Origin of the sequence: Paraburkholderia sp. JPY419 (assembly GCF_050435705.1) — a bacterium.
In the GTDB taxonomy this organism is placed as follows: Bacteria; Pseudomonadota; Gammaproteobacteria; order Burkholderiales; family Burkholderiaceae; genus Paraburkholderia; species Paraburkholderia youngii.
Window position 1 is genome coordinate 1058649 of record NZ_JBNDKV010000002.1, and the last position, 21562, is coordinate 1080210.

The 21562-nt window shown below is 63.8% G+C and carries 20 protein-coding genes; 11 read left to right on the forward strand and 9 right to left on the reverse strand.

Translation table 11 applies throughout. The features are described 5' to 3' along the window. Positions 1-51: 51 nt before the first annotated feature. Both QFZ91_RS11040 and QFZ91_RS11045 read right to left on the reverse strand, forming a co-directional pair. Complete coding sequence (locus QFZ91_RS11040; RefSeq protein WP_429567253.1) at positions 52-1368, reverse strand: ATP-binding protein; 1317 nt, start codon at positions 1366-1368, stop codon at positions 52-54. Continuing rightward, positions 1352-2077: a response regulator gene (locus QFZ91_RS11045; protein ID WP_018419780.1), complete on the reverse strand. Its 726-nt coding sequence runs from the start codon at positions 2075-2077 to the stop codon at positions 1352-1354. Before QFZ91_RS11045 ends, QFZ91_RS11040 begins: the two co-directional genes overlap by 17 nt. Positions 2078-2295: 218 nt before the next feature. Between QFZ91_RS11045 and QFZ91_RS11050 the strand changes: the two genes are divergently transcribed. Next, positions 2296-2841 (forward strand): periplasmic heavy metal sensor, encoded by a 546-nt coding sequence (locus QFZ91_RS11050; RefSeq protein ID WP_429567254.1) that lies wholly within the window; start codon positions 2296-2298, stop codon positions 2839-2841. Positions 2842-2988: 147 nt separating this feature from the next. Here QFZ91_RS11050 and QFZ91_RS11055 read toward each other — a convergent pair whose 3' ends face one another. After that, on the reverse strand, positions 2989-3699 hold the full coding sequence (locus QFZ91_RS11055; protein ID WP_429567255.1) for a pirin family protein: 711 nt from the start codon (positions 3697-3699) through the stop codon (positions 2989-2991). A 589-nt stretch (positions 3700-4288) separates the two neighbouring features. Between QFZ91_RS11055 and QFZ91_RS11060 the strand changes: the two genes are divergently transcribed. From QFZ91_RS11060 to QFZ91_RS11080, 5 genes are all read left to right on the forward strand, one after another. Next, positions 4289-5065 carry an ABC transporter substrate-binding protein gene (locus QFZ91_RS11060; RefSeq protein WP_429567256.1) on the forward strand — a complete coding sequence of 259 codons (777 nt, stop codon included), beginning with the start codon at positions 4289-4291 and terminating at the stop codon, positions 5063-5065. Between the two features lie 294 nt (positions 5066-5359). After that, entirely contained in the window at positions 5360-6049 is a 690-nt protein-coding gene (locus QFZ91_RS11065; RefSeq protein WP_176109249.1) for an ABC transporter permease, read from the forward strand. Beyond that, positions 6046-6759 (forward strand): ABC transporter permease, encoded by a 714-nt coding sequence (locus QFZ91_RS11070; protein ID WP_176121206.1) that lies wholly within the window; start codon positions 6046-6048, stop codon positions 6757-6759. The genes QFZ91_RS11065 and QFZ91_RS11070 overlap by 4 nt, the downstream gene beginning before the upstream one ends. Positions 6760-6798: 39 nt before the next feature. After that, entirely contained in the window at positions 6799-7578 is a 780-nt protein-coding gene (locus tag QFZ91_RS11075) for an ABC transporter ATP-binding protein (protein WP_429567257.1), read from the forward strand. 618 nt (positions 7579-8196) lie between these two features. After that, complete coding sequence (locus tag QFZ91_RS11080) at positions 8197-9354, forward strand: porin (RefSeq protein WP_429567258.1); 1158 nt, start codon at positions 8197-8199, stop codon at positions 9352-9354. Positions 9355-9538: 184 nt separating this feature from the next. Here QFZ91_RS11080 and glnK read toward each other — a convergent pair whose 3' ends face one another. Both glnK and QFZ91_RS11090 read right to left on the reverse strand, forming a co-directional pair. Further along, entirely contained in the window at positions 9539-9877 is a 339-nt protein-coding gene (gene glnK / locus QFZ91_RS11085; protein WP_013088783.1) for a P-II family nitrogen regulator, read from the reverse strand. A gap of 100 nt (positions 9878-9977) precedes the next feature. Continuing rightward, positions 9978-11702 (reverse strand): NAD+ synthase, encoded by a 1725-nt coding sequence (locus QFZ91_RS11090; RefSeq protein WP_429567259.1) that lies wholly within the window; start codon positions 11700-11702, stop codon positions 9978-9980. A gap of 150 nt (positions 11703-11852) precedes the next feature. On the opposite strand from QFZ91_RS11090, the gene QFZ91_RS11095 reads away from it, so the two are divergent. Together QFZ91_RS11095 and QFZ91_RS11100 are read left to right on the forward strand one after the other, a co-directional pair. Further along, positions 11853-13022 (forward strand): GNAT family N-acetyltransferase, encoded by a 1170-nt coding sequence (locus tag QFZ91_RS11095; RefSeq protein WP_176109254.1) that lies wholly within the window; start codon positions 11853-11855, stop codon positions 13020-13022. A 10-nt stretch (positions 13023-13032) separates the two neighbouring features. After that, entirely contained in the window at positions 13033-13350 is a 318-nt protein-coding gene (locus QFZ91_RS11100) for a GIY-YIG nuclease family protein (protein ID WP_368718810.1), read from the forward strand. A gap of 6 nt (positions 13351-13356) precedes the next feature. Here the strand turns inward: QFZ91_RS11100 and QFZ91_RS11105 are convergent, their stop codons facing one another. Together QFZ91_RS11105 and ppa are read right to left on the reverse strand one after the other, a co-directional pair. Further along, a complete protein-coding gene (locus QFZ91_RS11105) occupies positions 13357-15453 on the reverse strand; it encodes an FUSC family protein (RefSeq protein WP_429567260.1) in 2097 nt (698 codons plus the stop codon). A 231-nt stretch (positions 15454-15684) separates the two neighbouring features. Then, positions 15685-16212: an inorganic diphosphatase gene (ppa, locus tag QFZ91_RS11110; RefSeq protein ID WP_013088778.1), complete on the reverse strand. Its 528-nt coding sequence runs from the start codon at positions 16210-16212 to the stop codon at positions 15685-15687. A 296-nt stretch (positions 16213-16508) separates the two neighbouring features. On the opposite strand from ppa, the gene QFZ91_RS11115 reads away from it, so the two are divergent. From QFZ91_RS11115 to QFZ91_RS11125, 3 genes are all read left to right on the forward strand, one after another. After that, the gene (locus QFZ91_RS11115; RefSeq protein ID WP_429567261.1) at positions 16509-17948 is read left to right on the forward strand and encodes an aldehyde dehydrogenase family protein; all 1440 of its coding nucleotides are present in this window, start codon (positions 16509-16511) and stop codon (positions 17946-17948) included. A gap of 82 nt (positions 17949-18030) precedes the next feature. Continuing rightward, the gene (locus QFZ91_RS11120) at positions 18031-18789 is read left to right on the forward strand and encodes an SDR family oxidoreductase (protein ID WP_176121200.1); all 759 of its coding nucleotides are present in this window, start codon (positions 18031-18033) and stop codon (positions 18787-18789) included. Between the two features lie 139 nt (positions 18790-18928). Beyond that, positions 18929-20248, forward strand: coding sequence for an MFS transporter (locus QFZ91_RS11125; RefSeq protein WP_368613690.1), 1320 nt, complete (start codon positions 18929-18931; stop codon positions 20246-20248). Between the two features lie 98 nt (positions 20249-20346). On the opposite strand, the gene QFZ91_RS11130 is transcribed toward QFZ91_RS11125, so the two are convergent. Together QFZ91_RS11130 and QFZ91_RS11135 are read right to left on the reverse strand one after the other, a co-directional pair. Then, positions 20347-20640 carry a hypothetical protein gene (locus QFZ91_RS11130; protein ID WP_176109260.1) on the reverse strand — a complete coding sequence of 98 codons (294 nt, stop codon included), beginning with the start codon at positions 20638-20640 and terminating at the stop codon, positions 20347-20349. A gap of 143 nt (positions 20641-20783) precedes the next feature. After that, positions 20784-21479: a glycine zipper 2TM domain-containing protein gene (locus QFZ91_RS11135; protein WP_429567262.1), complete on the reverse strand. Its 696-nt coding sequence runs from the start codon at positions 21477-21479 to the stop codon at positions 20784-20786. Positions 21480-21562 lie beyond the last annotated feature (83 nt).

Here is a 21562-nt window from a genome sequence, read left to right on the forward strand (position 1 = left end):
GCTCGCGATGCCGACGCCCCGCGCGCGCATCGCGACTCCAATACCCCGCTCCTACCACGCATTTTCCGAGGCCGTCGCGACCCGCGGCAGCACTTCGAACGGAAAGCTCATCAACACCCGCAAACCGCGGCCGTCGTGATTGCCGATTTCCCACTCACCGCCCGCGCGCCGCACCAGCCGCTCGACGATCGCAAGGCCCAGCCCGCTGTGGCCGTTGCCGCCGCGCGCCGGATCGAGCCGCACGAACGGCCGGCTCGCGCTGATCAGATCCTGGGCGGCGATGCCCTTGCCGTTGTCGCTAACGGATAGCGTAAAGCCCTGCGGTGTGCGCGCAGTCGCGACGACCACCGGCGGCGCGCCATACGCATGCGCGTTGTCGATCAGGTTCGACAGGATCCGGTCGAGCGTGGCGGCAGGCAGCTGAAACGACGGCCCGGCGTTCAGCTCCGTGTGTACGATCGGCGCGCCGCTGGCCACCGCCCGATAACTGCGCACGACACGCTCGCACTGTGCATCGACTTCCACGGGTTCGCTGCGGTCCGCTCCGTCGTGCGCGAACAGCAGGAACTGCTCGACGATATGCGTCATCGAATCGACGTCGCGCACGACCCCGTCGCGCGTCTTCGCGTCGTCCATCATTTCGGCGCGCAGCCGCAGACGCGCGAGCGGCGTCTTCAGGTCATGCGCGACACCGGCCAGCATCACCGCGCGATCGTTCTCGGTGCGCGCGACTTCCTGCACCATCTGATTGAAGCCATGCGTGAGTTGCCGCAACTCGCGCGGCCCGCGCTCCGGCACCGGCGGCACCGGCAGCCCGCGGCCGAAGCGCGCGACCGCCTGCGCGAGCAAGCGCAGTGGCCGCTGGAGAGCCCAGGCGGCGAACAGCGCCGCCATCACCGCGAACGAGAAAATAATGACGAGCCACGACACCGTGCGGTCGAGCGAGCGCGGCATGCGCAGCGGTTGAACCGGCACGACGATCCAGTTTCGATCATTCGCGGCGCGCACCCATAGCGTGGGCGGTCCGCCGGGCGGACTGATGCGCACCTGGGTGTCGGCCGGCATGCGGTCGCGCACGTCCTCGACGAAACGCTCGAGCGGCGGCGGCATGTTCGCGCTGGCTGCCGGCACATCCGGGCTGGCCGGGTCGACCAGCTTCACGCGCGACGGCAACGGTTGATCCGGTGTTCGGGCGACGTGCTGACGCACCGCGTCGACGAGGAAGGTCGCTTCCTCGACCGCGTAGCGCGTTTGCAGTTGCGAACGTTCGAGCCGCATCAGCGCGTACCACGCGAAATGCGACAACATCAGCACCGCGACGACGAGCAGTGCGAGCCGCCCGAACAGCGAATCAATGGGCCGACGCATGCTGCTCGCCGTCCGGCACGAACACGTAACCGCGGCCGCGCACAGTCTGGATGAAGCGCGGTGTGGATGGATCGGTTTCGAGAATGCGACGCAGGCGCCACACCTGCACGTCGATGCCGCGGTCGGTACCGTCGTACTCGGGACCGTGCAGCAGTTCCAGCAGGCGCTCGCGCGTGAGCGTGCGCATGGGGTGATTGACGAAGATCTTCAGCAGAGCGAACTCGCTGCCCGACAGCGTGAGCGGCTTGTCTTCGAGATGCAGCGTGCGTGACTGGAAATCCAGCGTGAAGCGGCCGAAGCTGAACGGCTCGCGCTGTTCGGGCGCGGCCGCCGACGGCAGCGTGCGGCGCCGCCGCAGCACCGCCTGCACGCGCGCGAGCAGTTCGCGCGGATTGAACGGCTTGCCGAGGTAGTCGTCCGCGCCGAGTTCGAGGCCGACGATACGGTCGACGTCGTCGGCGCGCGCGGTCAGCATGATGACAGGGATATCGTCGCCCGATGCGCGCAGCTTGCGCAGCGCGGTGAGGCCGTCGACGCCGGGCATCATCAGGTCCAGCACGATGAGGTCGGGACGCTCGCGCTCGAGGCGCCGTTCGAGTGAGCCCGCGTCGTGCAGCACCGAAACTTCGATGCCCTGACGGGCCAGATAGTCGCGCAGCAGATCGCGCAGTTCGACGTCGTCGTCGACGACCAGGATTTGAGTAGCCATGAAATGAAGTTTAACGCGCGGCAGAAAGGGATTTCGTTTTCCAAACGGTCTGAAGGGTTACCGGGTGTTACGGTGAAAGCCGCGCGTAATTGCTGGTAATGGCGGCGTCCTGGCGCGTAACACAGCGGCGCACGCGGTTCTCTACGCTGTGGCTTACCGAGTGCAGGCAGTCCAAAGACCGGTTGCATCGTCGGCTATTCCATTACAAGGAGCCTCATATGTCCACCAAAAAGATGTCGCGCGTTCTCGCCGTTGCTGCCACCGCTCTCGCCATCGGCGTGGGCGCCGCTTATGCTGCTCAACCCGCCGCTCAACCCGCCGAGCACGCGCACGGCGGCCCTGGCGGCTGGCACGGCCACTTCATGAAGGAACTGACCCAACTCCACGATCAGCTGAAGCTGAACGCGGATCAGGAAAAGCTGTGGCAAAGCGCGCTCGATACGATGAAGCAGAACCATGAAGCGATGCGCGCGAACCACGAGCAGGCTCACGACCAGTTCAAGGCCGCGCAGCAGCAGCCGATCCTCGATCTGAACGCGATGGCCGCGACGCATCAGCAGATCGAGCAGAAGGACGCGCAACTGCGTCAGCAAACCACCGACGCATGGCTCAAGTTCTATAACGGCCTGAACGACCAGCAGAAGACCACGGTGAGCACGGCAATCAAGCAGCGCTTCGCGCGGATGGAACAGCGCCACGAGAAGATGCGCGAGCGTTGGGAGCATCACAAAGACGCGGCGTCGGCGCCGGCCGCCAATCAGTAAGCGGCACGTTGCATCCGCGGGGCGTGCCAGGGAGGGCGCCTCGCAAATAGAAAAAACGCCACGGAAGAGGTTTTCCGTGGCGTTGTCGTTTGGCGCTGCTCGCGGCTCGGTCCGCGGTCCGCGGGCCGCGCGAATCAACCGTTCGGATCAGCCGTTCAACTGGCCGAGATCGAACAGCAGCACTTCCGCGTCGGCGCCCTTTTCGAGCGTCACCGTGTCGACATCACTGAGCTTCGCGGCATCGCCCGCTTCGAGCACCGTGCCGTTCACGCTCAGCGTGCCACGCGCGACGTGCAGATAGGCGAGACGCCCCGCCGGCAGCGCGAACGTTGCGTGTTCGGCGCCGTCGAACAGTCCCGCGTAGATCGACGCGTCCGCATGGATCGTCACCGAGCCGTCGCGGCCGTCGGGCGACGCGATCACGCGCAGGCGGCCGCGCTTGCTGTCGGCGTCGAAGCGCTTTTCCTCGTAGCCGGGCTGATCGCCCGCGCGGCGCGGAATGATCCAGATCTGCAGCAGATGCGCGGGTTCGTCGCGCGACGCGTTGAACTCGCTGTGCTGCACGCCGGTGCCCGCACTCATGCGCTGCACGTCGCCCGGACGGATCGTCGAGCCGTTGCCCATGCTGTCGCGATGCGCGAGCGCGCCCTCGAGCACATACGTGACGATCTCCATGTCACGATGCCCATGCGCGCCGAAACCCTGGCCGCCGGCGATGCGGTCTTCGTTGATCACGCGCAGCGGTCCGAAGTGCACATGCTCGGGGTCGCGGTAATCGGCAAACGAGAAGCTGTGATACGAGTCGAGCCAGCCGTGGTTGGCGTGACCGCGTTCTGCGGAGCGGCGAATCTCGATCATGGAAAGTCTCCCGGTAAGTACTCAATCAGAGCGATGCGAGGAATGTAGGGGCTGCGTGCCCACTAAACAATCGTGCGCGACCGCACCGCAGCGTTCCATCGCTGCATGCAATCACACGCACGGCGCGGTCGGCGAGCTGACCGCGCGGAAAGGCGGGCGTCCGGCTGCCCGGCGCCCGCAAAACCGCGCCGGCGTCGCGCCCGCACAACGCGCTGCGTGGCGTCTTGCCGCTCGCTGCCGTCCCGCGCTGGCAGCTTGCCGCTCTTCGGGTAAAATACCGCGCTTTTCAAGCCGCGTGGACGTCCAGCGGGACGTGCAGGCCGCGCCGGTAAGCGTCGCCGGGCCGGCCGCAACCGGTGTGCGACGGGCTCCGACTCGGCGCCACACCCGCGCGAGGCACGTCCGGCAAGCACCGAACGCGCCGGAACAGCGCACCACGTCGGGCGAACCGCCCGCGCAAGAACGACGAGCGCGCGGCGACAATCCCTGCGGCACGGCAATTTTGACCGCCTAGAATAGCGACCGTCGGCCCTCGGCCGGCGCTCGTCGGGTCGAGTCATCGCGACGATCAGTTTGGTTCAGGAGAAACATGAAGAAGTTCGCACTGTGCGTGGCTCTGGCAGTCATGGCCACCGGCGCGATGGCGAAAGAATGGAAAACGGTGCGCATCGGGGTCGACGCCAGTTATCCGCCATTCGAATCGAAGGCGCCTAATGGCGACATCGTCGGGTTCGATGCCGACCTGGCCCGCGCGCTGTGCGCGAAGATGAACGTGCAGTGCGTATGGGTCGCGCAGGATCTGGACGGCCTCATTCCGGCGCTGAAAGCTCGCAAGTTCGACGCGATCGTCTCCTCGCTCAGCGTCACCGACAAGCGCCGCGAGCAGATCGACTTCTCCGACAAGATGTTCGACGCGCCCGCCCGCATGATCGCGAAGACCGGTTCTCCGCTTCTGCCCACCCCTGAATCGCTGAAAGGCAAGCGCGTCGGCGTCGAGCAGGGCTCGACGCAGGAACAGTACGCGAAGGTCTGGTGGGAACCGAAGGGCGTGGTCGTCGTGCCGTATCAGAATCAGGACCAGGTGTACGCGGATCTCGCATCGGGCCGTCTCGACGCCGCGCTGCAGGACGAAGTGCAGGCCGACGCCGGCTTTCTGAAGACACCGCGCGGCAACGGCTTCGGTTGGGCCGGTCCGGAAGTGAAGGACCCGAAGACGATCGGCGAAGGCACCGCGATCGGTCTTCGCAAGGGCGATGCCGAGCTAAAGGCGAAGTTCAATCAGGCGCTCGCCGAGGTTCATCGGGACGGCACGTTCAAAAAGCTCGAGAAGCAGTACTTCGACTTCGACATTTATCCTGGCCGTTGAGCAAAACAGGCAGGATACTGAGTGATAAGCCGGCTCGGGCCGGTGGCGATGGCAGTGCAAGTGGCACCGAAGGTGACAACCGAAGGTGGCAATACCAGGCAGTAGATTCAAAACAATCCGAGACGAAAGTCCCAAAAGCGCGCTGCAGGAGCCCCCAACGTTTCTGCGGCATGATTTGCACAGCGGCACGCTGTGCGCCGCGGATCACGGCGAGCCAGGCGCTCGACCCCGACGCGGCGCATCGCGGGCCGCGTCTTTCGCGGTGCGCGAGAAACGCATCGTCGAGGACTTCCTATGTTCCTTCAAGGCTACGGCCCGCTACTCCTCAGCGGCACCTGGCAAACCGTCAAGCTGGCGGTGTTCTCGCTCGCGCTCGCGTTCGTGCTCGGCCTGCTCGGCGCGGCGGCGAAATTGTCGAAGAACCGCCTGTCGAACGGCATCGGCACCGTCTACACGACGCTCGTGCGCGGCGTGCCCGATCTCGTGCTGATGCTGCTGCTGTTCTATAGCATCCAGATCTGGCTTAACAACCTGACCGACGCGATGGGCTGGGACCAGATCGACATCGACCCGTTCGTGGCCGGCGTCGCGGTGCTCGGCTTCATCTACGGCGCGTACTTCACCGAGACGTTCCGCGGCGCGTTTCTCGCGGTGCCGCGCGGCCAGCTCGAAGCGGGCGCGGCCTACGGCATGACGAGCTGGCAGGTGTTCTCGCGCGTGATGTTCCCGCAGATGATGCGCTTCGCGCTGCCGGGCATCGGCAATAACTGGCAGGTGATGGTCAAGGCGACCGCGCTGGTGTCGATCATCGGTCTCGCCGACGTCGTCAAGGCCTCGCAGGACGCCGGCAAGGGCACCCTGCGGTTCTTCTTCTTCACCCTGCTCGCGGGGGCGATCTATCTCGTCATCACCACAGTGTCGAACTTCGTGCTGATGTACCTCGAAAAGCGTTACTCGACCGGCGTGCGAAAGGCGGATCTATGATCGAGATCATTCAGCAATATTGGCGCAACTATCTTTTCACCGATGGCTATCGCTTCACCGGTGTCGCAATCACGTTGTGGCTGCTGGTCGTGTCGATCGGCCTCGGCTTCTGCCTGTCGGTGCCGCTCGCGGTCGCGCGCGTGTCGAAGAAGAAATGGCTCGCGGGCCTCGTGTGGCTCTATACCTATATCTTCCGCGGCACGCCGCTCTATGTGCAACTGCTGCTGTGCTACACGGGTCTCTACAGCCTCGAGATCATCCGCAACAACGCGCTGACCAACGCGTTCTTCCGCGACGGCATGCACTGCACGCTGCTCGCGTTCACGCTGAACACCTGCGCGTATACGACCGAAATCTTCGCGGGCGCGATCAAGGCGACGCCTTACGGCGAGATCGAAGCGGCGCGCGCGTACGGCATGTCGTCGTTCACGCTGTACCGGCGCGTGATTCTGCCGTCGGCGCTGCGCCGCGCACTGCCCTACTACAGCAACGAAGTGATCCTGATGTTGCACGCGACCACGGTCGCGTTCACGGCCACGGTGCCGGACATCCTGAAGATCGCGCGCGACGTGAACTCCGCAACGTATCAGTCGTTCAACGCGTTCGGCATCGCCGCGCTGCTGTATCTGTGTATTTCTTTCGCGCTCGTGTGGCTGTTCCGCCGCGCCGAGCGTCGCTGGCTCGCTTACCTGCGGCCGCAAGGCAAGTAACTGCGCGTCCCTGGACAAGCAAGCTCGTTAAGGATCCTGATGAACTCCAAGAAGCAGAAGCTCTTCGTCGACGAGCTTCACAAAAAGTACGGCGACAACGAAGTCCTCAAGGGCGTGTCGCTGAAAGCCAATGCCGGCGACGTGATCAGCGTGATCGGTTCGTCCGGCTCCGGCAAGAGCACGATGCTTCGCTGCATCAACTTTCTCGAACAGCCGAACGCGGGGCGCATTTTCGTCGACGGCGAGGAAGTGCGCACGCAGACCGCCAAAGACGGCGCGCTGCGCGTGTCGGACCCGAAACAGTTGCAGCGCGTGCGCACCAAGCTTTCGATGGTGTTCCAGCACTTCAACCTGTGGTCCCACATGAACGTACTCGAGAACATCATCGAGGCGCCGGTGCATGTGCTCGGTCTGAAGCGCAAGGAAGCCGAGGACCGCGCGCGCGAATATCTGGAGAAGGTCGGCCTCGCGCCGCGTCTCGAGAAGCAGTATCCGTCGCATCTGTCGGGCGGCCAGCAGCAGCGCGTGGCGATTGCGCGGGCGCTGGCGATGCAACCGGATGTGATGCTGTTCGACGAACCGACCTCGGCGCTCGACCCGGAGCTCGTCGGCGAAGTGCTGAAGGTGATGCAGAAGCTCGCCGAGGAAGGCCGCACGATGATCGTCGTCACACACGAAATGGGCTTCGCGCGCAACGTGTCGAACCATGTGATGTTCCTGCACCAGGGCCGCGTCGAGGAAGAAGGCCATCCAGACGAAGTGTTCAAAAACACGAAAAGCGAGCGTCTGAAGCAATTCCTGTCGGGCAGTCTCAAGTAATAAAAATTGCCCGCGACTTACGATGCGAATAACAATCGAAAATGTAGTCAATGTAGTTTTACAAGGCGCTTACGAGCGCCTTTTTTCATTTTTACTGCGTCCCTCCCCCGGCCATTCGAACGACGAAAAGACGCCGAAAATCCCACAAAACGGGCTATTCCGGCCTGGTTTTCGCGCTAACCTGCCACTTTTGACTCGTCAATAGTGACAATCCTTAATGCGTCCCCTTCCGAGCTGCGCTTCCCTTGCCGGACAAGGCTCTGCGCCATTTTCCGAGGGGTGCCTCCGGGTTCCGCCCGCACATTCGTATTGCAATTTGGCGACACCGCCTGTGGACGGTACTAATTTCTTCTCCCAGTTAAAGTTATTTTTGATAAATTGGTAACCAAAGTAGCAAAACAAAGTTGATTAAAAGTAGTTTCACTTCAAAACACAGAGGAGAACCGGTCGGCGTGGGATCGGCATGACGCAAAGATAGCTCGACGCTACATGTCATGGCAGGAGCACCCCTATCCACCCGCCACTCTCCCCTGGTACCGCTTTCTGTTCGGCGCTGATCGCGTCCGAACACCACTCGCAGTACTGGGTTTCTTTTTTTGACAGGGTATGGAGGAGAAGATGAAGAAAGCTTTGCTCGTCGCTGCGCTGATGTCGGCCGGCGTTGTTGCACACGCTCAGAGCAGCGTCACGCTGTATGGCCGTTTGGATGCAGGTCTCGAGTACATGTCGGGCGTCCCGACCGGCGCTAACGCCAACGGCGCGGCCAACACCAGCTCGAACCGCTTCAAGGCGGAAAGCGGCGACTGGGGCACCAGCCTGTGGGGCATGAAGGGTGTCGAGGACATCGGCGCTGGCAACAAGATTCTGTTCCAGTTGGAAGGCTCGTTCAACACGATGACGGGCGCGGGTCCTGGCGGCGGTGGTCTCTTCAATCGCTGGGCAACGGTCGGCATTTCGAACGACCAGTTCGGTACGTTCACGATGGGCCGCATGCTCTTCATCTCGAACGGCGTGTGGGACTTCGACCCGTTCGGTCAGTCCAACTGGTCGTCGGCATCGCTCGTGCGTGGCCGCAACTGGCCGCAGTCGAGCAACAACTTCGCGTACCAGTCGCCGAAGATCGCGGGCTTTGACTTCTACGGTCAATACGCGCTGTCGAACGCGACGAGCTGGAACGGTAACGGCACGACGCCGCAAGGTCGCGAAGCTGGCGCGCAGGTCACCTACACGACCTCGCTGTTCCAGATCCGCGGTCTGTACGACGAAATTCGCAACCCGACGACCGGCGGTTTGTGGGGTGGCCCGGTCGCCAACAACGGCATCAATACGGCTAACACGAGCAACGGCGTATTCGCGGCATCGCGCGAGTACTCAGCTCTGGTGAACGTGTTCCTCGGCCAGTTCAAGATTCAGGCCGCTTACCAGGCAGTCCGCTCGGCAGGTGCCACGAACGTTGCTCCTGGTCAGCCGACGACCCTGGATCACGAATGGGGCGGTGTGACGTGGCAGGCAACGCCGGCTGCAGCGCTGATCGCGGCGGTCTATCACGTGAACGGCAACAACGGCGCGGGCAATGCGACGATTTACACGGTCGGCGGTTCGTACAACTTGTCGAAGCGCACGCTGCTCGACCTGCAGGCAGCAACGGTGCGCAACAGCCGCAATGCTAACTTCGGTCTGAACGCGAACAATGCGGGCTTCGCCGCTGCAACGGACAACCCGCTGCAAGGCCGCCAGCAAAGCGGCGTGTACGCAGGCATCCAGCACTCGTTCTAATCGAACGGTGCGCCCCGAGGGTCACACCTCGGGGTGTAACACAGGTTTCTTCAAGAGAATCTTTTTCACGCTGCTGCGAGAGGCGCGTATCGGTGCAATATCCGCAAGGGTATTGCACCGTTTTTTCTTCGGCGGCCGAATTTGAGTTCTTGCGCGCACCGGGCCGGTGCGTGCTTGCGCGGCTTTAGACGGCCGCTTCGTTCTCTTCGCCGGTACGGATGCGGATCACGCGCTCGACATCCGCGACGAAGATCTTGCCGTCGCCGATCTTGCCGGTGCGCGCCGCGCCGATGATCGCGTCGATGACCTGATCGCACTGGCTGTCCGCGACCACGACTTCGATCTTCACTTTCGGCAGAAAGTCGACCACGTACTCCGCACCACGGTACAGCTCGGTATGCCCTTTCTGGCGGCCGAACCCCTTGACCTCGGTAACGGTCAGGCCGGTGAGGCCGACTTCCGCGAGCGCCTCGCGCACTTCGTCGAGTTTGAACGGTTTGATGACTGCGGTGATGCGCTTCATGGCGACCTCGTCTCTTGATGGGAAGAGTGAAAAGGGAAAAGATGATTTTTATTCTACGCCGCGCCGGATGCATTGCGGCATCCGCGCGCGGTGCCGTCTTTCACTCCACCGGTTCGGTGTAGCGCGACGTGATCGGATAGCGCCAGTCGCGGCCGAACGCGCGATGCGTGACGCGGATGCCGATCGGCGCCTGACGGCGCTTGTACTCGTTGATCTTGATCAGGCGCGTGACCCGTTTCACATCGTCGACCCGATAGCCCGCCGCGATGATTTCCGCGAGCGAACGGTCCTCCTCCATGTACATGCGCATGATCGCGTCGAGTACTTCATATTCGGGCAGGCTGTCCTGGTCGGTCTGGTTCTCGCGCAGCTCGGCGGACGGCGCACGCGTCAGGATCCGCTCGGGAATCACGTCGCGCTTTGCAAACGTCGTGGCCGCGTTGCGATAGCGGCACAGCCGGTACACGAGCGTCTTCGCGATGTCCTTGATCACCGCGAAGCCGCCGGCCATGTCGCCGTACAGGGTGCAGTAGCCGACCGCCATCTCGCTCTTGTTGCCGGTGGTCAGCACGATCGAGCCGAATTTGTTCGACAGCGCCATCAGCAGCGTGCCGCGAATGCGCGCCTGAATGTTCTCTTCGGTCGCGTCTTCGGCGCGGCCCGCGAACTCTTCGGCGAGCGACACGCGAAACGCATCGAACATCGGCGCGATCGCGATCTCGTCGTAACGCACGCCGACGCGGCGCGCCATCTCGGCGGCGTCGGTCGTGGAAATGTCGGCCGTGTAGCGCGACGGCATCATCACCGCGCGCACCTTGTCGGCGCCGAGCGCGTCGCACGCAACGGCCAGCACGAGCGCCGAATCGACGCCGCCCGACAAACCGATCAGCGCGCCCGGAAAACCGTTCTTGCCGATGTAGTCGCGCACGCCCATCACGAGCGCCGCGTACACTTGCGCTTCGATCGACTGCTCCGGCGCGATCGCGGCCGGCAGCGGCTTGCCGTCCTCGAACTCGACGATCGCCGTGGCTTCCTCGAACTGCGCCAGCTTCGCGACGAGTGCGCCCTGCGCGTCGAGCACGAACGAACCACCGTCGAACACGAGTTCGTCCTGCCCGCCGACCATATTCACGTAGACCATCGGAATGCCGGTCTCGCGAATGCGCGCGCGCAAGATGTCGAAGCGCACCGCTTCCTTGTTCAGGTGATACGGCGAGCCGTTCGGAATCAGCAGCACCTGCGCGCCCGCGGCCTTCGCCATCTGCGCGGCCGACGCATGCCATGCGTCCTCGCAGATCACGACGCCGTACTTGATCCCATCGAGTTCGAACACGAACGGCTGCGGGTCCGCGGCGAAGTAGCGCTTCTCGTCGAACACCTCGGTGTTCGGCAGATCCTGCTTGCGATAGGTGCCCTTCACTTCGCCGTCGACGATCAGCGACGCCGCGTTGAAGGTATCGACCGGCGGCACGCCGCGCTCGATCGGCGCGTTTGCATTAACATGGCCGTTCGCCGCGTTGTGCACGAGCTTGTGCGCGAGGTTGTCCGACCCGTCGCGCAGCGGATGACCGACGATCACATGCAGACCGGTGAACGGCTTCAACTGCGCGGCGAGATCGGCCAACGCGGCCGCGCTCGCGGTATAGAACGCGGGGCGCAGCAGCAGGTCTTCGGGCGGATAACCCGACAACGCGAGTTCAGGCGCGACCAGCAGCTTCGCACCATCCCTGTGCGCGGCGCGCGCGGCGGCGACGATCTTCGCGACGTTGCCGGCGAAGTCGCCGACGGTGATATTGATTTGAGCAAGAGCGATTCGGGTCTTCATGGCAGGATCGACAGGCAAGCCTTCACGGCTCGCGGTACCGCGGCTCGATGGCTCGACGGAATTGAACAAACCGGATAAACGAACTCAACGAACGACGTGGCAGCTTCAGCTTCATCGCGCCGCGCCGGTCATTGCAAACAGTCACTCAGATTGAACCAGCAACGTATCGATTATCGCACGGGCATTCTGGCATCGCCCTCTGAGGTGGACGCCGCCGAGTGGAACGCCCTCCTTGCCGCGCAGCCGCAGCCCACGCCGTTTTTGCGGCACGAGTTTCTGAGCGCGCTGAACGCGACGCAATGCGCGGTTCCCGACACGGGTTGGGCGCCGCAATTCGTCACACTGACCGACGCACGCACGGGCAAGCTCGCGGCGGCGGCCCCCGTCTATCTGAAGGGTCACTCGTACGGCGAGTACGTGTTCGACTGGGCCTGGGCCGACGCGTACAAGCGCAACGGCCTGCCCTACTACCCGAAGCTGCTATGCGCGGTGCCGTTCACGCCGGTGCAGGGCAACCGCCTGCTATCGGCGAACGAGCACGCGTTGCGCCACCTCGCGGCCACGTTGATGGCGTTCGCCGAGCAGGCCGAGGTGTCGTCGCTGCATGTGCTGTTTCCGACGCAGAGCGAAGCCGACGCGCTCACCGATATCGGCATGATGCAACGCGAAGGCGTGCAGTTTCACTGGCTCAACGACGGCTACCGCGACTTCGACGACTTCCTGTCGACGCTCGAACAGAAGAAGCGCAAGAACATTCGCGCCGAACGTCGCAAGGTGCACGAGGCCGGCATCACGATGCGGCGCATCCGCGGCGAAGACATCAAGGATGCCGACTGGCGCTTCTTCAGCAAGTGCTATCGGCAAACCTATCGCGAGCATTTTTCGAGTCCGTATCTGAACCTCGATTTCTTTCGGATGATCGGCGCGTCGATGCCGGAGAATCTGCTGCTGGTGATCGCCGAATATGAAGGCAAGCCGATCGCGAGCTCGCTCGTCGTCTATCAGCGCGACGACAAAACCGGCGGCACGTTGTATGGCCGCTACTGGGGCGCGCTCGAACACGTGCCGTGCTTGCACTTCGAAACCGCGTACTATCAGCCGCTCGAATTCTGCATCGAAGAAAAGCTCGGCGCATTCGAGGGCGGCGCGCAGGGCGAGCACAAGATGGCGCGCGGCTTTCTGCCGACGGTCACGCGCTCCACGCATTGGCTCGCGCATCCGGCGTTCGCCGATGCGGTCGGCCATTTCCTCGACAACGAAAAGAACAGCATTCACGCATACGTGGACGAGCTGCGCGAACACAATCCGTTCAAAGGCTAGAAGCGCGGTTATGGCGTGGTTTCTCTATCTGCTCGAATGCTCGGACGGCAGCGTCTATACCGGCATCGCGACCGATGTCGCCGCCCGCTTCGACAAACACGCGAGCGGCACGGGCGCGCGTTATACGCGCTCGCGCAAGCCGGTGCGGGTGCTGGCGTCGTTCGAGCTGGCGGACCGCTCGAGCGCGTCGAGCGCCGAGTATTGGGTCAAGCGGCTCACGGCCGCCGATAAGCGGGCGCTGGCGGCCGGGGTGTTCACGCTGCAGTCGGTGTTGCCGGCGGTGGCAGTGAACGACGCCGCTGACGACGGCGCGAGCTCCGACGGCTGAGTCGCGCTACCCCCTCGCCTCGCGCATCCTCTCCGTCAGCAGCCGATGCACGCGCGCGAGTTCTCCCACCACATCCGCTTCCAGCGACGTCAACCGCTCGCGCGCGGGCAACTCGAGCCGCACCGGCCGTAACGTGCGGTTCAACGCGGCCTCGATCGCCGCGCTCATCGCCACGACCCATTCGTCGAGTTCGCTATGCATGTCGCGACGGTTCGCGGTAAGGCGCAACTGCGTCGCGGTGCCGGCCATCCGCCGCAGCAGACTCAGCACGGTCAGCGTCACCGTATCGGCCATCGAGTCCTCGAGCTTTTCTAGCCGCACGCGGCCGATCGCTTCTTCCGCGTTGTTGCTGGTGAGGCCCGCGGCGCGGCGCAATTGCTCGATCTCCTTGCCGCTGTGCCGCGGCGCTTCGAGCGACGCGCGCAGATACGCGAGATTCGCGCGCACCGCGTCGCCGAGATAGACGCGCAGGTCGAGCTTCTCGCGCGTCGGCCACAGAAGGAAGGTCGCGAGCAGCGCGAGCACGCAGCCGAGCACGTTGTTGCCGAGCCGCGTCAGCGCGAACGACAGTTCGTTGGCGCCCGGCGTCGCGAAGTCGGCGACGAGCACGAAGGTCGGCGTCAGGAACAGCACGAACAGGCTGTAGCTGACGGGGCGCAGCGCCATCGTCGCCATCACGAGCGGGAACACCACAAGCGAGATGCCGAGCGGCGAATGAATCGCGTAGCCGATCGCCGCCGCGAGCACGCCGCCGACGATACTGCCCGCCGCGCGTTCGATGCTGCGGGGCCAGGTCGCGGCGATCGACGGCTGCAGGATCAGAAGAGTGGCCATCGTCGCCCAATAGCCGAACGGCAGACCGAGCGCCCGAATCACGACGAAGCCCGCGGTCGTCGTCACGCCGACACGCGCAGCGTGGCGCAAGCCGACCGACTGCCACGACAGGTTCGCCTTCAGCGTCGACCATGCGCGCGCCGTATAACGCGCGACGCATGCGCTCCACGGCTCGGCATGCACCTCACGCGGCGCGAAATCGACGAGCTCGAAACCGGATTGCAGCTTCACCGGTTCGAGCAGCGCGCTTTCGAGCCGATGCGCGAAACGCCGCAGACGCGCCTGCGGCTCCGCCAGACGTTCCCAGCGCGCGTCGCCGGTCGCGCTGCCGATGTCGCTCAGCACTTCGCCGATCGCATTGAGCAGGCGCACCGCGCGTTGCGTGCGGCGCGGATCGTCGGGCACTTTCTCGCCCGCGCCCGACACCGCGATCAGATAAGCGAACAACGCTTCGCCATCGGTCAGCAAGCCGAGCAGCGTGTCATAGACGGCCGCGCCGCCCGCTTTCGATGCAGGCACGTTCGCGAGCGCATCGCGCGAGCGTTCGAGCGACGCGCGCGCATCGGCGCGAAAGCGCGCGGCATGCGTGGCCCATTCGCGCGGCGCGGCTCGTCCGCCGACGAGCCGCACGCTATCGAACGCGATATCGGCGAGGCGCAGATACACCGTGCGCAGCGACGCGCGGCTCGCGCCGAACGGATGGATGCGCCACACGGTCAGGCTCAGCACGATCGCGAACAGACAGCCGAGCAGATAGACGCCGAGAAACTCGACACCGGCTCGCGCGTCATGCATCGGCCGATCGACCATCACGACGCAAGCGGTCGCCGCGAGGATCGTCACCTGCGACGTGGCCGCGCCCCAGATGCGGCCGAACGCGCCGAGCGTCGTGAACGCGAGCACCGCGAGCGCGGCCCACGCGGTGCCCGACGCGGAGGCGAACGCGGCGATGCCGCCGCACAACGTCGACAGCAGCGCGAAGCCCATCATCGACATGAAGCGCGCGCGGTTCGAGCCGGCCGCATCGGCGAGGCAGGTCCAGAACGCGCCAATTGCGGCCCACGCGAACACCGGATCGTGCAGCACGTTGCCGAGCGCGAGCATCGCCGTCGATGCGCACGCGGCCCTCAAGCCCTCCGACAGATTCGCCTCGCTCGCCGCGAACGACACCATCCAGACCGGCCGCTTGCGATAGATCGCGCTGACGACCGAATTCAGCCGGGTCGACCAGCGCGGCGATGTCGAGTGGGACTTGCTGCGGTTCATCATCCGGATAGTGCTCGTTGAAGTGATGGAAACGCGCGTGGATGCCGTGAGTTCGCGCGCGAGCTCGTGCGGCGAATGATAAGGGTTTACACCTAAATATAAAAATGCGTTCCGTTCATCGAAGCGATGCGTTCAGGTTATGCGCGCCGCAAAGCGCATAAAAAAACCGCGCGGTCCTTGCGGACTGGCGCGGTTTTCGTACTGCATGCAGCGAGCGGATGAACCGTGGTGCGCTTACTTCTTGTAGTTCGCCACGCCTTCGCTGATTTCCTTGTGGGCGGCATCGACGTCGGCCCAGCCTTCGACCTTGACCCACTTGCCCTTCTCGAGCGCCTTGTATTGCTCGAAGAAGTGCTTGATCTGGTCCTTCAGGTAAGCAGGCACATCGTCGACCGACTTCAGGTTCGCCGTCATCGGGCAGATCTTGTCGTGCGGCACGGCGATCAGCTTCGCGTCGACGCCCGATTCATCGGTCATCTGCAGCATGCCGAGCGCGCGGGCACGCACGACCGAGCCTGCCAGCAGCGGGAACGGCGTGATCACCAGCACATCGACCGGATCGCCGTCGCCCGACAGCGTCTGCGGAATGAAGCCGTAGTTGGCCGGATAGCGCATGCCGGTGCCGATGAAACGGTCGACGACGAGCAGGCCCAGCTCCTTGTCGGCTTCGTACTTCACCGGGTCGCTTTGCGCCGGGATTTCGATGATGACGTTGAAATCGTGCGGAAGGTCTTTGCCTGCGGGAACGTGATTGAAGCTCATGAGCGCTCTCTGAAGGGAATGGAAACCGGAAGGCGGAAACGGCGCGCGGGCTGCGGATGCGGTGCGAACTGCGTGCGAACCGCGAACGCCAGGCCCTGAAGCCCTCTCGCCCCGAACGACGGGGCCGCGCACCGGACCGTACGGAATGCGCCATTATAGCCAATCGGCAGGTGGCATCCGCGGTCGGATCGGCGCGATAATCGTCTGGCGAGTCTCGCTTCGCGTCTCTACCGTTTTGTGTCTCCCCTTCGAACCCGCGCCGCCGCACCCCGGCCGCACGTCATCAAGGAGCATGCATGGAAGAAGCACGGCATTTCATCGGCGGCGAGTGGTGCGCCGCTTCCGGCGGCGAATCGATCGCCGTACTCGATCCATCGGACGGCCAGCCGTTCACGCGCATCGCGCGCGGCACCGAGGCCGATATCGACACCGCGGTGCACGCGGCGCGCCGCGCGTTCGACGGAGCCTGGGGCGCGCTCGCCGCCGCCGAGCGCGGCCGCGTGCTGTACCGGCTGTCGCTGCTGGTGGCCGCGCGCCAGGAAGACCTCGCACAGCTCGAAGCGCGCGACACCGGCAAGCCGCTCAAGCAGGCGCGCGCCGACGCCGCTGCCCTCACCCGCTACTTCGAGTTCTACGCCGGCGCGGCCGACAAGCTGCACGGCGAGACCCTGCCCTACCAATCCGGCTACACGGTGCTGACGATTCGCGAGCCGCACGGCGTGACCGGCCACATCGTGCCGTGGAATTACCCGATGCAGATCTTCGGGCGAAGCGTCGGCGCGGCACTGGCGACCGGCAATGCGTGCGTGGTCAAACCGGCCGAGGACGCGTGCCTTTCCGTACTGCGTGTCGCAGAGCTCGCCGCCGAAGCCGGCCTGCCGGCCGGTGCGCTGAACATCGTCACCGGTTACGGACACGAAGCGGGCGCCGCGCTCGCGCGTCATCCGGGCATCGATCACATCTCGTTCACGGGCTCGCCCGAAACCGGCAAGCTCGTCACGCAGATGGCCGCCGAAAACCACGTCCCCGTCACGCTCGAACTCGGCGGCAAGTCGCCGCAAATCGTCTTTGCCGACGCCGATCTCGACGCCGCGCTGCCGGTGCTGATTTCCGCGATCGTGCAGAACGCCGGGCAAACCTGCTCGGCGGGCAGTCGCGTGCTGATCGAGCAGGCCATTTACGAGCCGCTGCTCGATCGGCTCAGCAGCGCCTTTCAGGCACTGCGCGTCGGGCCGTCGAAAGCCGACCTCGACTGCGGGCCGCTGATCAGCGCGAAACAGCAGCAGCGCGTATGGGATTTCCTGTCGGACGCGCAACACGACGGCATCGCAATGGCCGCGCACGGCGAAGTGATTCCCGAAGCGCCTGAAAGCGGCTTCTACCAAGCCCCGACCTTGCTGCGCGACGTCCCCGCGAGCCACCGCCTCGCGCGCGACGAAGTGTTCGGCCCGGTGCTCGCCGCGATGTCGTTCCGCGACGAAGCCGAAGCGCTCGCGCTCGCGAACGGCACGCAGTTCGGACTCGTCGCCGGTATCTGGACACGCGATGGCGCGCGCCAGATGCGGCTCGCGCGACGCGTGCGCTCGGGCCAGGTATTCATCAACAACTATGGTGCGGGCGGCGGCGTCGAGTTGCCGTTCGGCGGCGTCAGGCATTCGGGGCATGGCCGAGAGAAAGGCTTCGAGGCGCTGTATGGCTTTACGGTGCTGAAGACGATCGCGATCCGCCACGGCTAGCGAATCCGGCAGGGCTCGCTCGCGACCAGCGCGTTAAATGCAGCAACGCATCGCTCTATCCATCACAAACAACGGAGACATCATGCGGTTGACAGGTAAAACGGCCATCGTCACGGGCGGCGGTTCGGGTTTCGGCGAAGGCATCGCGAAGACCTTTGCGCGCGAAGGCGCGAACGTCGTGGTCAACGACCTCAACGGGCCGGCCGCCGAACGCGTCGCGAGTGAGATCGCGATTACGGGCGGAAAAGCGATCGCGGTGCCCGGCAACGTCGCGCATCGCGACGACTGGCGCACGCTGCGTGAAGCCGCGCTCGAAGACTTCGGCAGCGTGCAGATCGTCGTCAATAACGCAGGCACCACGCATCGCAACAAGCCGGTGCTCGAAGTGACCGAGGCCGAGTTCGACCGCGTCTATGCGGTGAACGTAAAGAGCATCTACTGGAGCGTGCAGGAGTTCGTGCCATATTTCCGCGAGCAAGGCGGCGGCAGCTTCATCAATATCGCGTCGACGGCGGGCGTGCGGCCGCGGCCGGGGCTCGTCTGGTACAACGGCAGCAAGGGCGCGGTGATCGTCGCCAGCAAGTCGCTCGCCGTCGAACTCGGGCCGCAGCGGATTCGCGTGAACTGCGTGAATCCGGTAATCGGCGAGACCGCGCTGCTGTCCGAGTTCATGGGGGTCGAGGATACGCCGCAGAATCGGCAGAAGTTCCTCGCGGGGATACCGCTCGGGCGGTTTTCGACGCCGCAGGATATTGCGAATGCGGCGCTGTATCTGGCTTCGGATGAGGCGGAGTTCATTACCGGCGTGTGCCTCGAAGTGGATGGCGGGCGCTGCGTGTAGTGGTGGGTCTGACGCTGCGCACGCGCTGCGTGCGCAGTCAGTGTTTTCCCCCAATATCGATTCGTCGTGCAAATGGCCTGGCGCGGATAGAATCGACCGGCGGTGGCATTTCAATTCCATAACAAGAGGAGACACAGTCATGGCTAGTCCTGCAGATCCGCTCCACCATCCCGGCGCTGGCGCGCCGCCTTCGACGTTCGAAGAGGCGACTTATCGCAAGGTTACCTGGCGGCTCGCGCCGCTGTTGATGCTGTGCTACATCGTTGCGTATCTGGACCGTGTGAACGTCGGTTTCGCGAAGCTGGGGATGAGCACGGATCTTGGCTTGAGCGATGCGGTGTACGGCTTCGGCGCGGGGATTTTCTTTATCGGCTATTTCATCTTCGAAGTGCCGAGCAACGTGATTCTGCATAAGGTCGGCGCGCGTGTCTGGATCGCGCGGATCATGGTTTCGTGGGGCGTGATATCGATGCTGACGATGTTCGTCACCACGCCGACGATGTTTTACGTGATGCGCTTTTTGCTCGGGCTTGCCGAGGCGGGGTTCTTTCCCGGGATTATTTTGTACCTCACCTACTGGTATCCGGCGCATCGGCGTGGGCGGATGACGACCTGGTTTATGACGGCGATTGCGCTGTCTGGGGTGATCGGCGGGCCGGTGTCTGGGTACATCCTGAAGAACTTTAATGGCGTGAACGGGTGGCACGGGTGGCAGTGGCTGTTTCTGCTCGAAGGGATACCTTCGGTGCTGGTTGGGATCATCGTGTTCGTGGTGCTCGACGATCGGATTTCGAGCGCCAGGTGGCTTACCCGGGAAGAGCAACAGTTGCTCGAGAGTCAGGTGTCGGCCGAGGAAGCGACCAAGCACGATATGCCGATTCGGCAGGTACTCACTAACGGACGGGTGTTGATGTTCAGCCTCACCTACTTCTCGTTTGTGATGGGGCTTTATGGGGTGAGTTTCTGGTTGCCGACGATCATCAAATCGACCGGCGTTACCGATGCGTTTTTGATCGGCTTGCTGTCGGCGGTGCCGTTTGCGGCGGCTGTCGTGGCGATGGTGTTCGTTGCGCGGAGTGCGGACCGATCGAGGGAACGGCGGTGGCATATTGCGGTGCCGGCGTTTCTTGGTGCCGTGGGGCTCGTGCTTTCCGTCGTTTGGACGCATAACACCGTGCTTGCTATGACCGGATTGACGCTGGCTACGATGGGCATCCTCACTACCCTGCCGTTGTTCTGGAGTTTGCCTACGGCGATTCTTGCTGGGACTGGGGCGGCCGCGGGGATCGCGATGATTAATTCCATTGGGAACCTGGCGGGGTTCCTTAGTCCTTATGCTGTGGGATGGTTGAAAGAGGTTACCGCGGCTAATGACTCAGGGATGTATATGCTCGCGGCGTTCATGGTGCTCGGCGGTTTGCTTGCTATTAGTGTGCCGGCGAGGATGGTTAATAGATGAAACAGACTCGCAGATGAGCAAAGCCCTGGCGGTCTTTCTGCGCCAGGGCTTTTTGTTGCCATGGGCGCGAGCTTCCAACCATCGAACGGCCTGCCAGATCAGTCGTCATCGTCCCCGTGATGACGGTGCTCCCAGCCCCTGTGCCAGCCATGGTCATGGCGCCAGTGCCTGTCACGGTCGTCGTTGTACTGGTACCCATAGCCGTAACCGTAGCCATAGGCCGGAGCAGGCACGTACGTCACGGGTGGCGCCTCGTAGACCACCGGAGGCGGCGCGACATAAACCGGCCCCGGCGCGCCAAGATAAACACCAAGGTCGACATGAGCCAGCGCAGCGCTGGAAGCGCACGCAGCGCAAACGCCTGCAATCCACAAAATGAAGCTGCGCTTCATGTTTCTCTCCCTGTTCGCTGGCATCGGTTGTTGATGCGATTTAGCGATATCGATTGTATGTGTAGCTCTGGTTGGCAAATAAACGTGAAGTGTCAGTCTGGTAACCGTTTGTAAGGCCTCGTGCCCTCCAGTTCTCTGCGTGCTTACGAAGCACTCAGAGAATCGCCATAGACATGCACCCGCTCACCAACCTGAACGGCAGGCTGATTGTCGTAGTTGAAGTTTCGATAACTGCCATCCTGCATCCTGACTTGCACCTGGTAGGTGGCAGCTTTGCGTACCGCATGTTCGATGCCGTTACCGGCAAGGCCGCCGCCCACCGCACCCGCTATCGTCGCCAGAACACGGCCGCGACCTTGACCAACCTGATTGCCCAGCAGCCCGCCCGCCACCGCACCGCCTACCGCACCGAGTCCGGTGGTCGGCTCCTGCGTTTGGACCGCGTTGACCGCGACGACTTCACCTGCATCAGGGTCGACGGCAACGGGTCGAGATGGCGGCTGCGTGACATCACGGTAACTATCGTCATGCGCGTATCTGGGCGCGGGCGACGACGCACCGCTGTGGTGGGGATGAACATGGGATTCGCTCACCGTGTTGGTCCGCGTGCCTTGTTGCTCCGCATACGGTTTAGCCGAGTCGAGCGGCGTGCTGGCCGGCTTCACCGCAACCGATGCAGTTTGCGACGGCGGCGGTGTTAGCGCTCGGGATGTCGGAAGCAGACCGGTCATGGCGGCAATGCCGGTGCCGCTGGCGAGAATCACAGCAACGGCAGCTCCGGCGACCAGAGGATGAATGCGGCTGCGCGCGGATGAATCGGAAGGCAGGTTGGTAGTCATTGCTGGCTCCGTGGTATGTGCCTGCAAGAACGCCGATGCCATCGAGTCGGTGGACCCGGCGATTGTGAGATATGTAAGCAGTT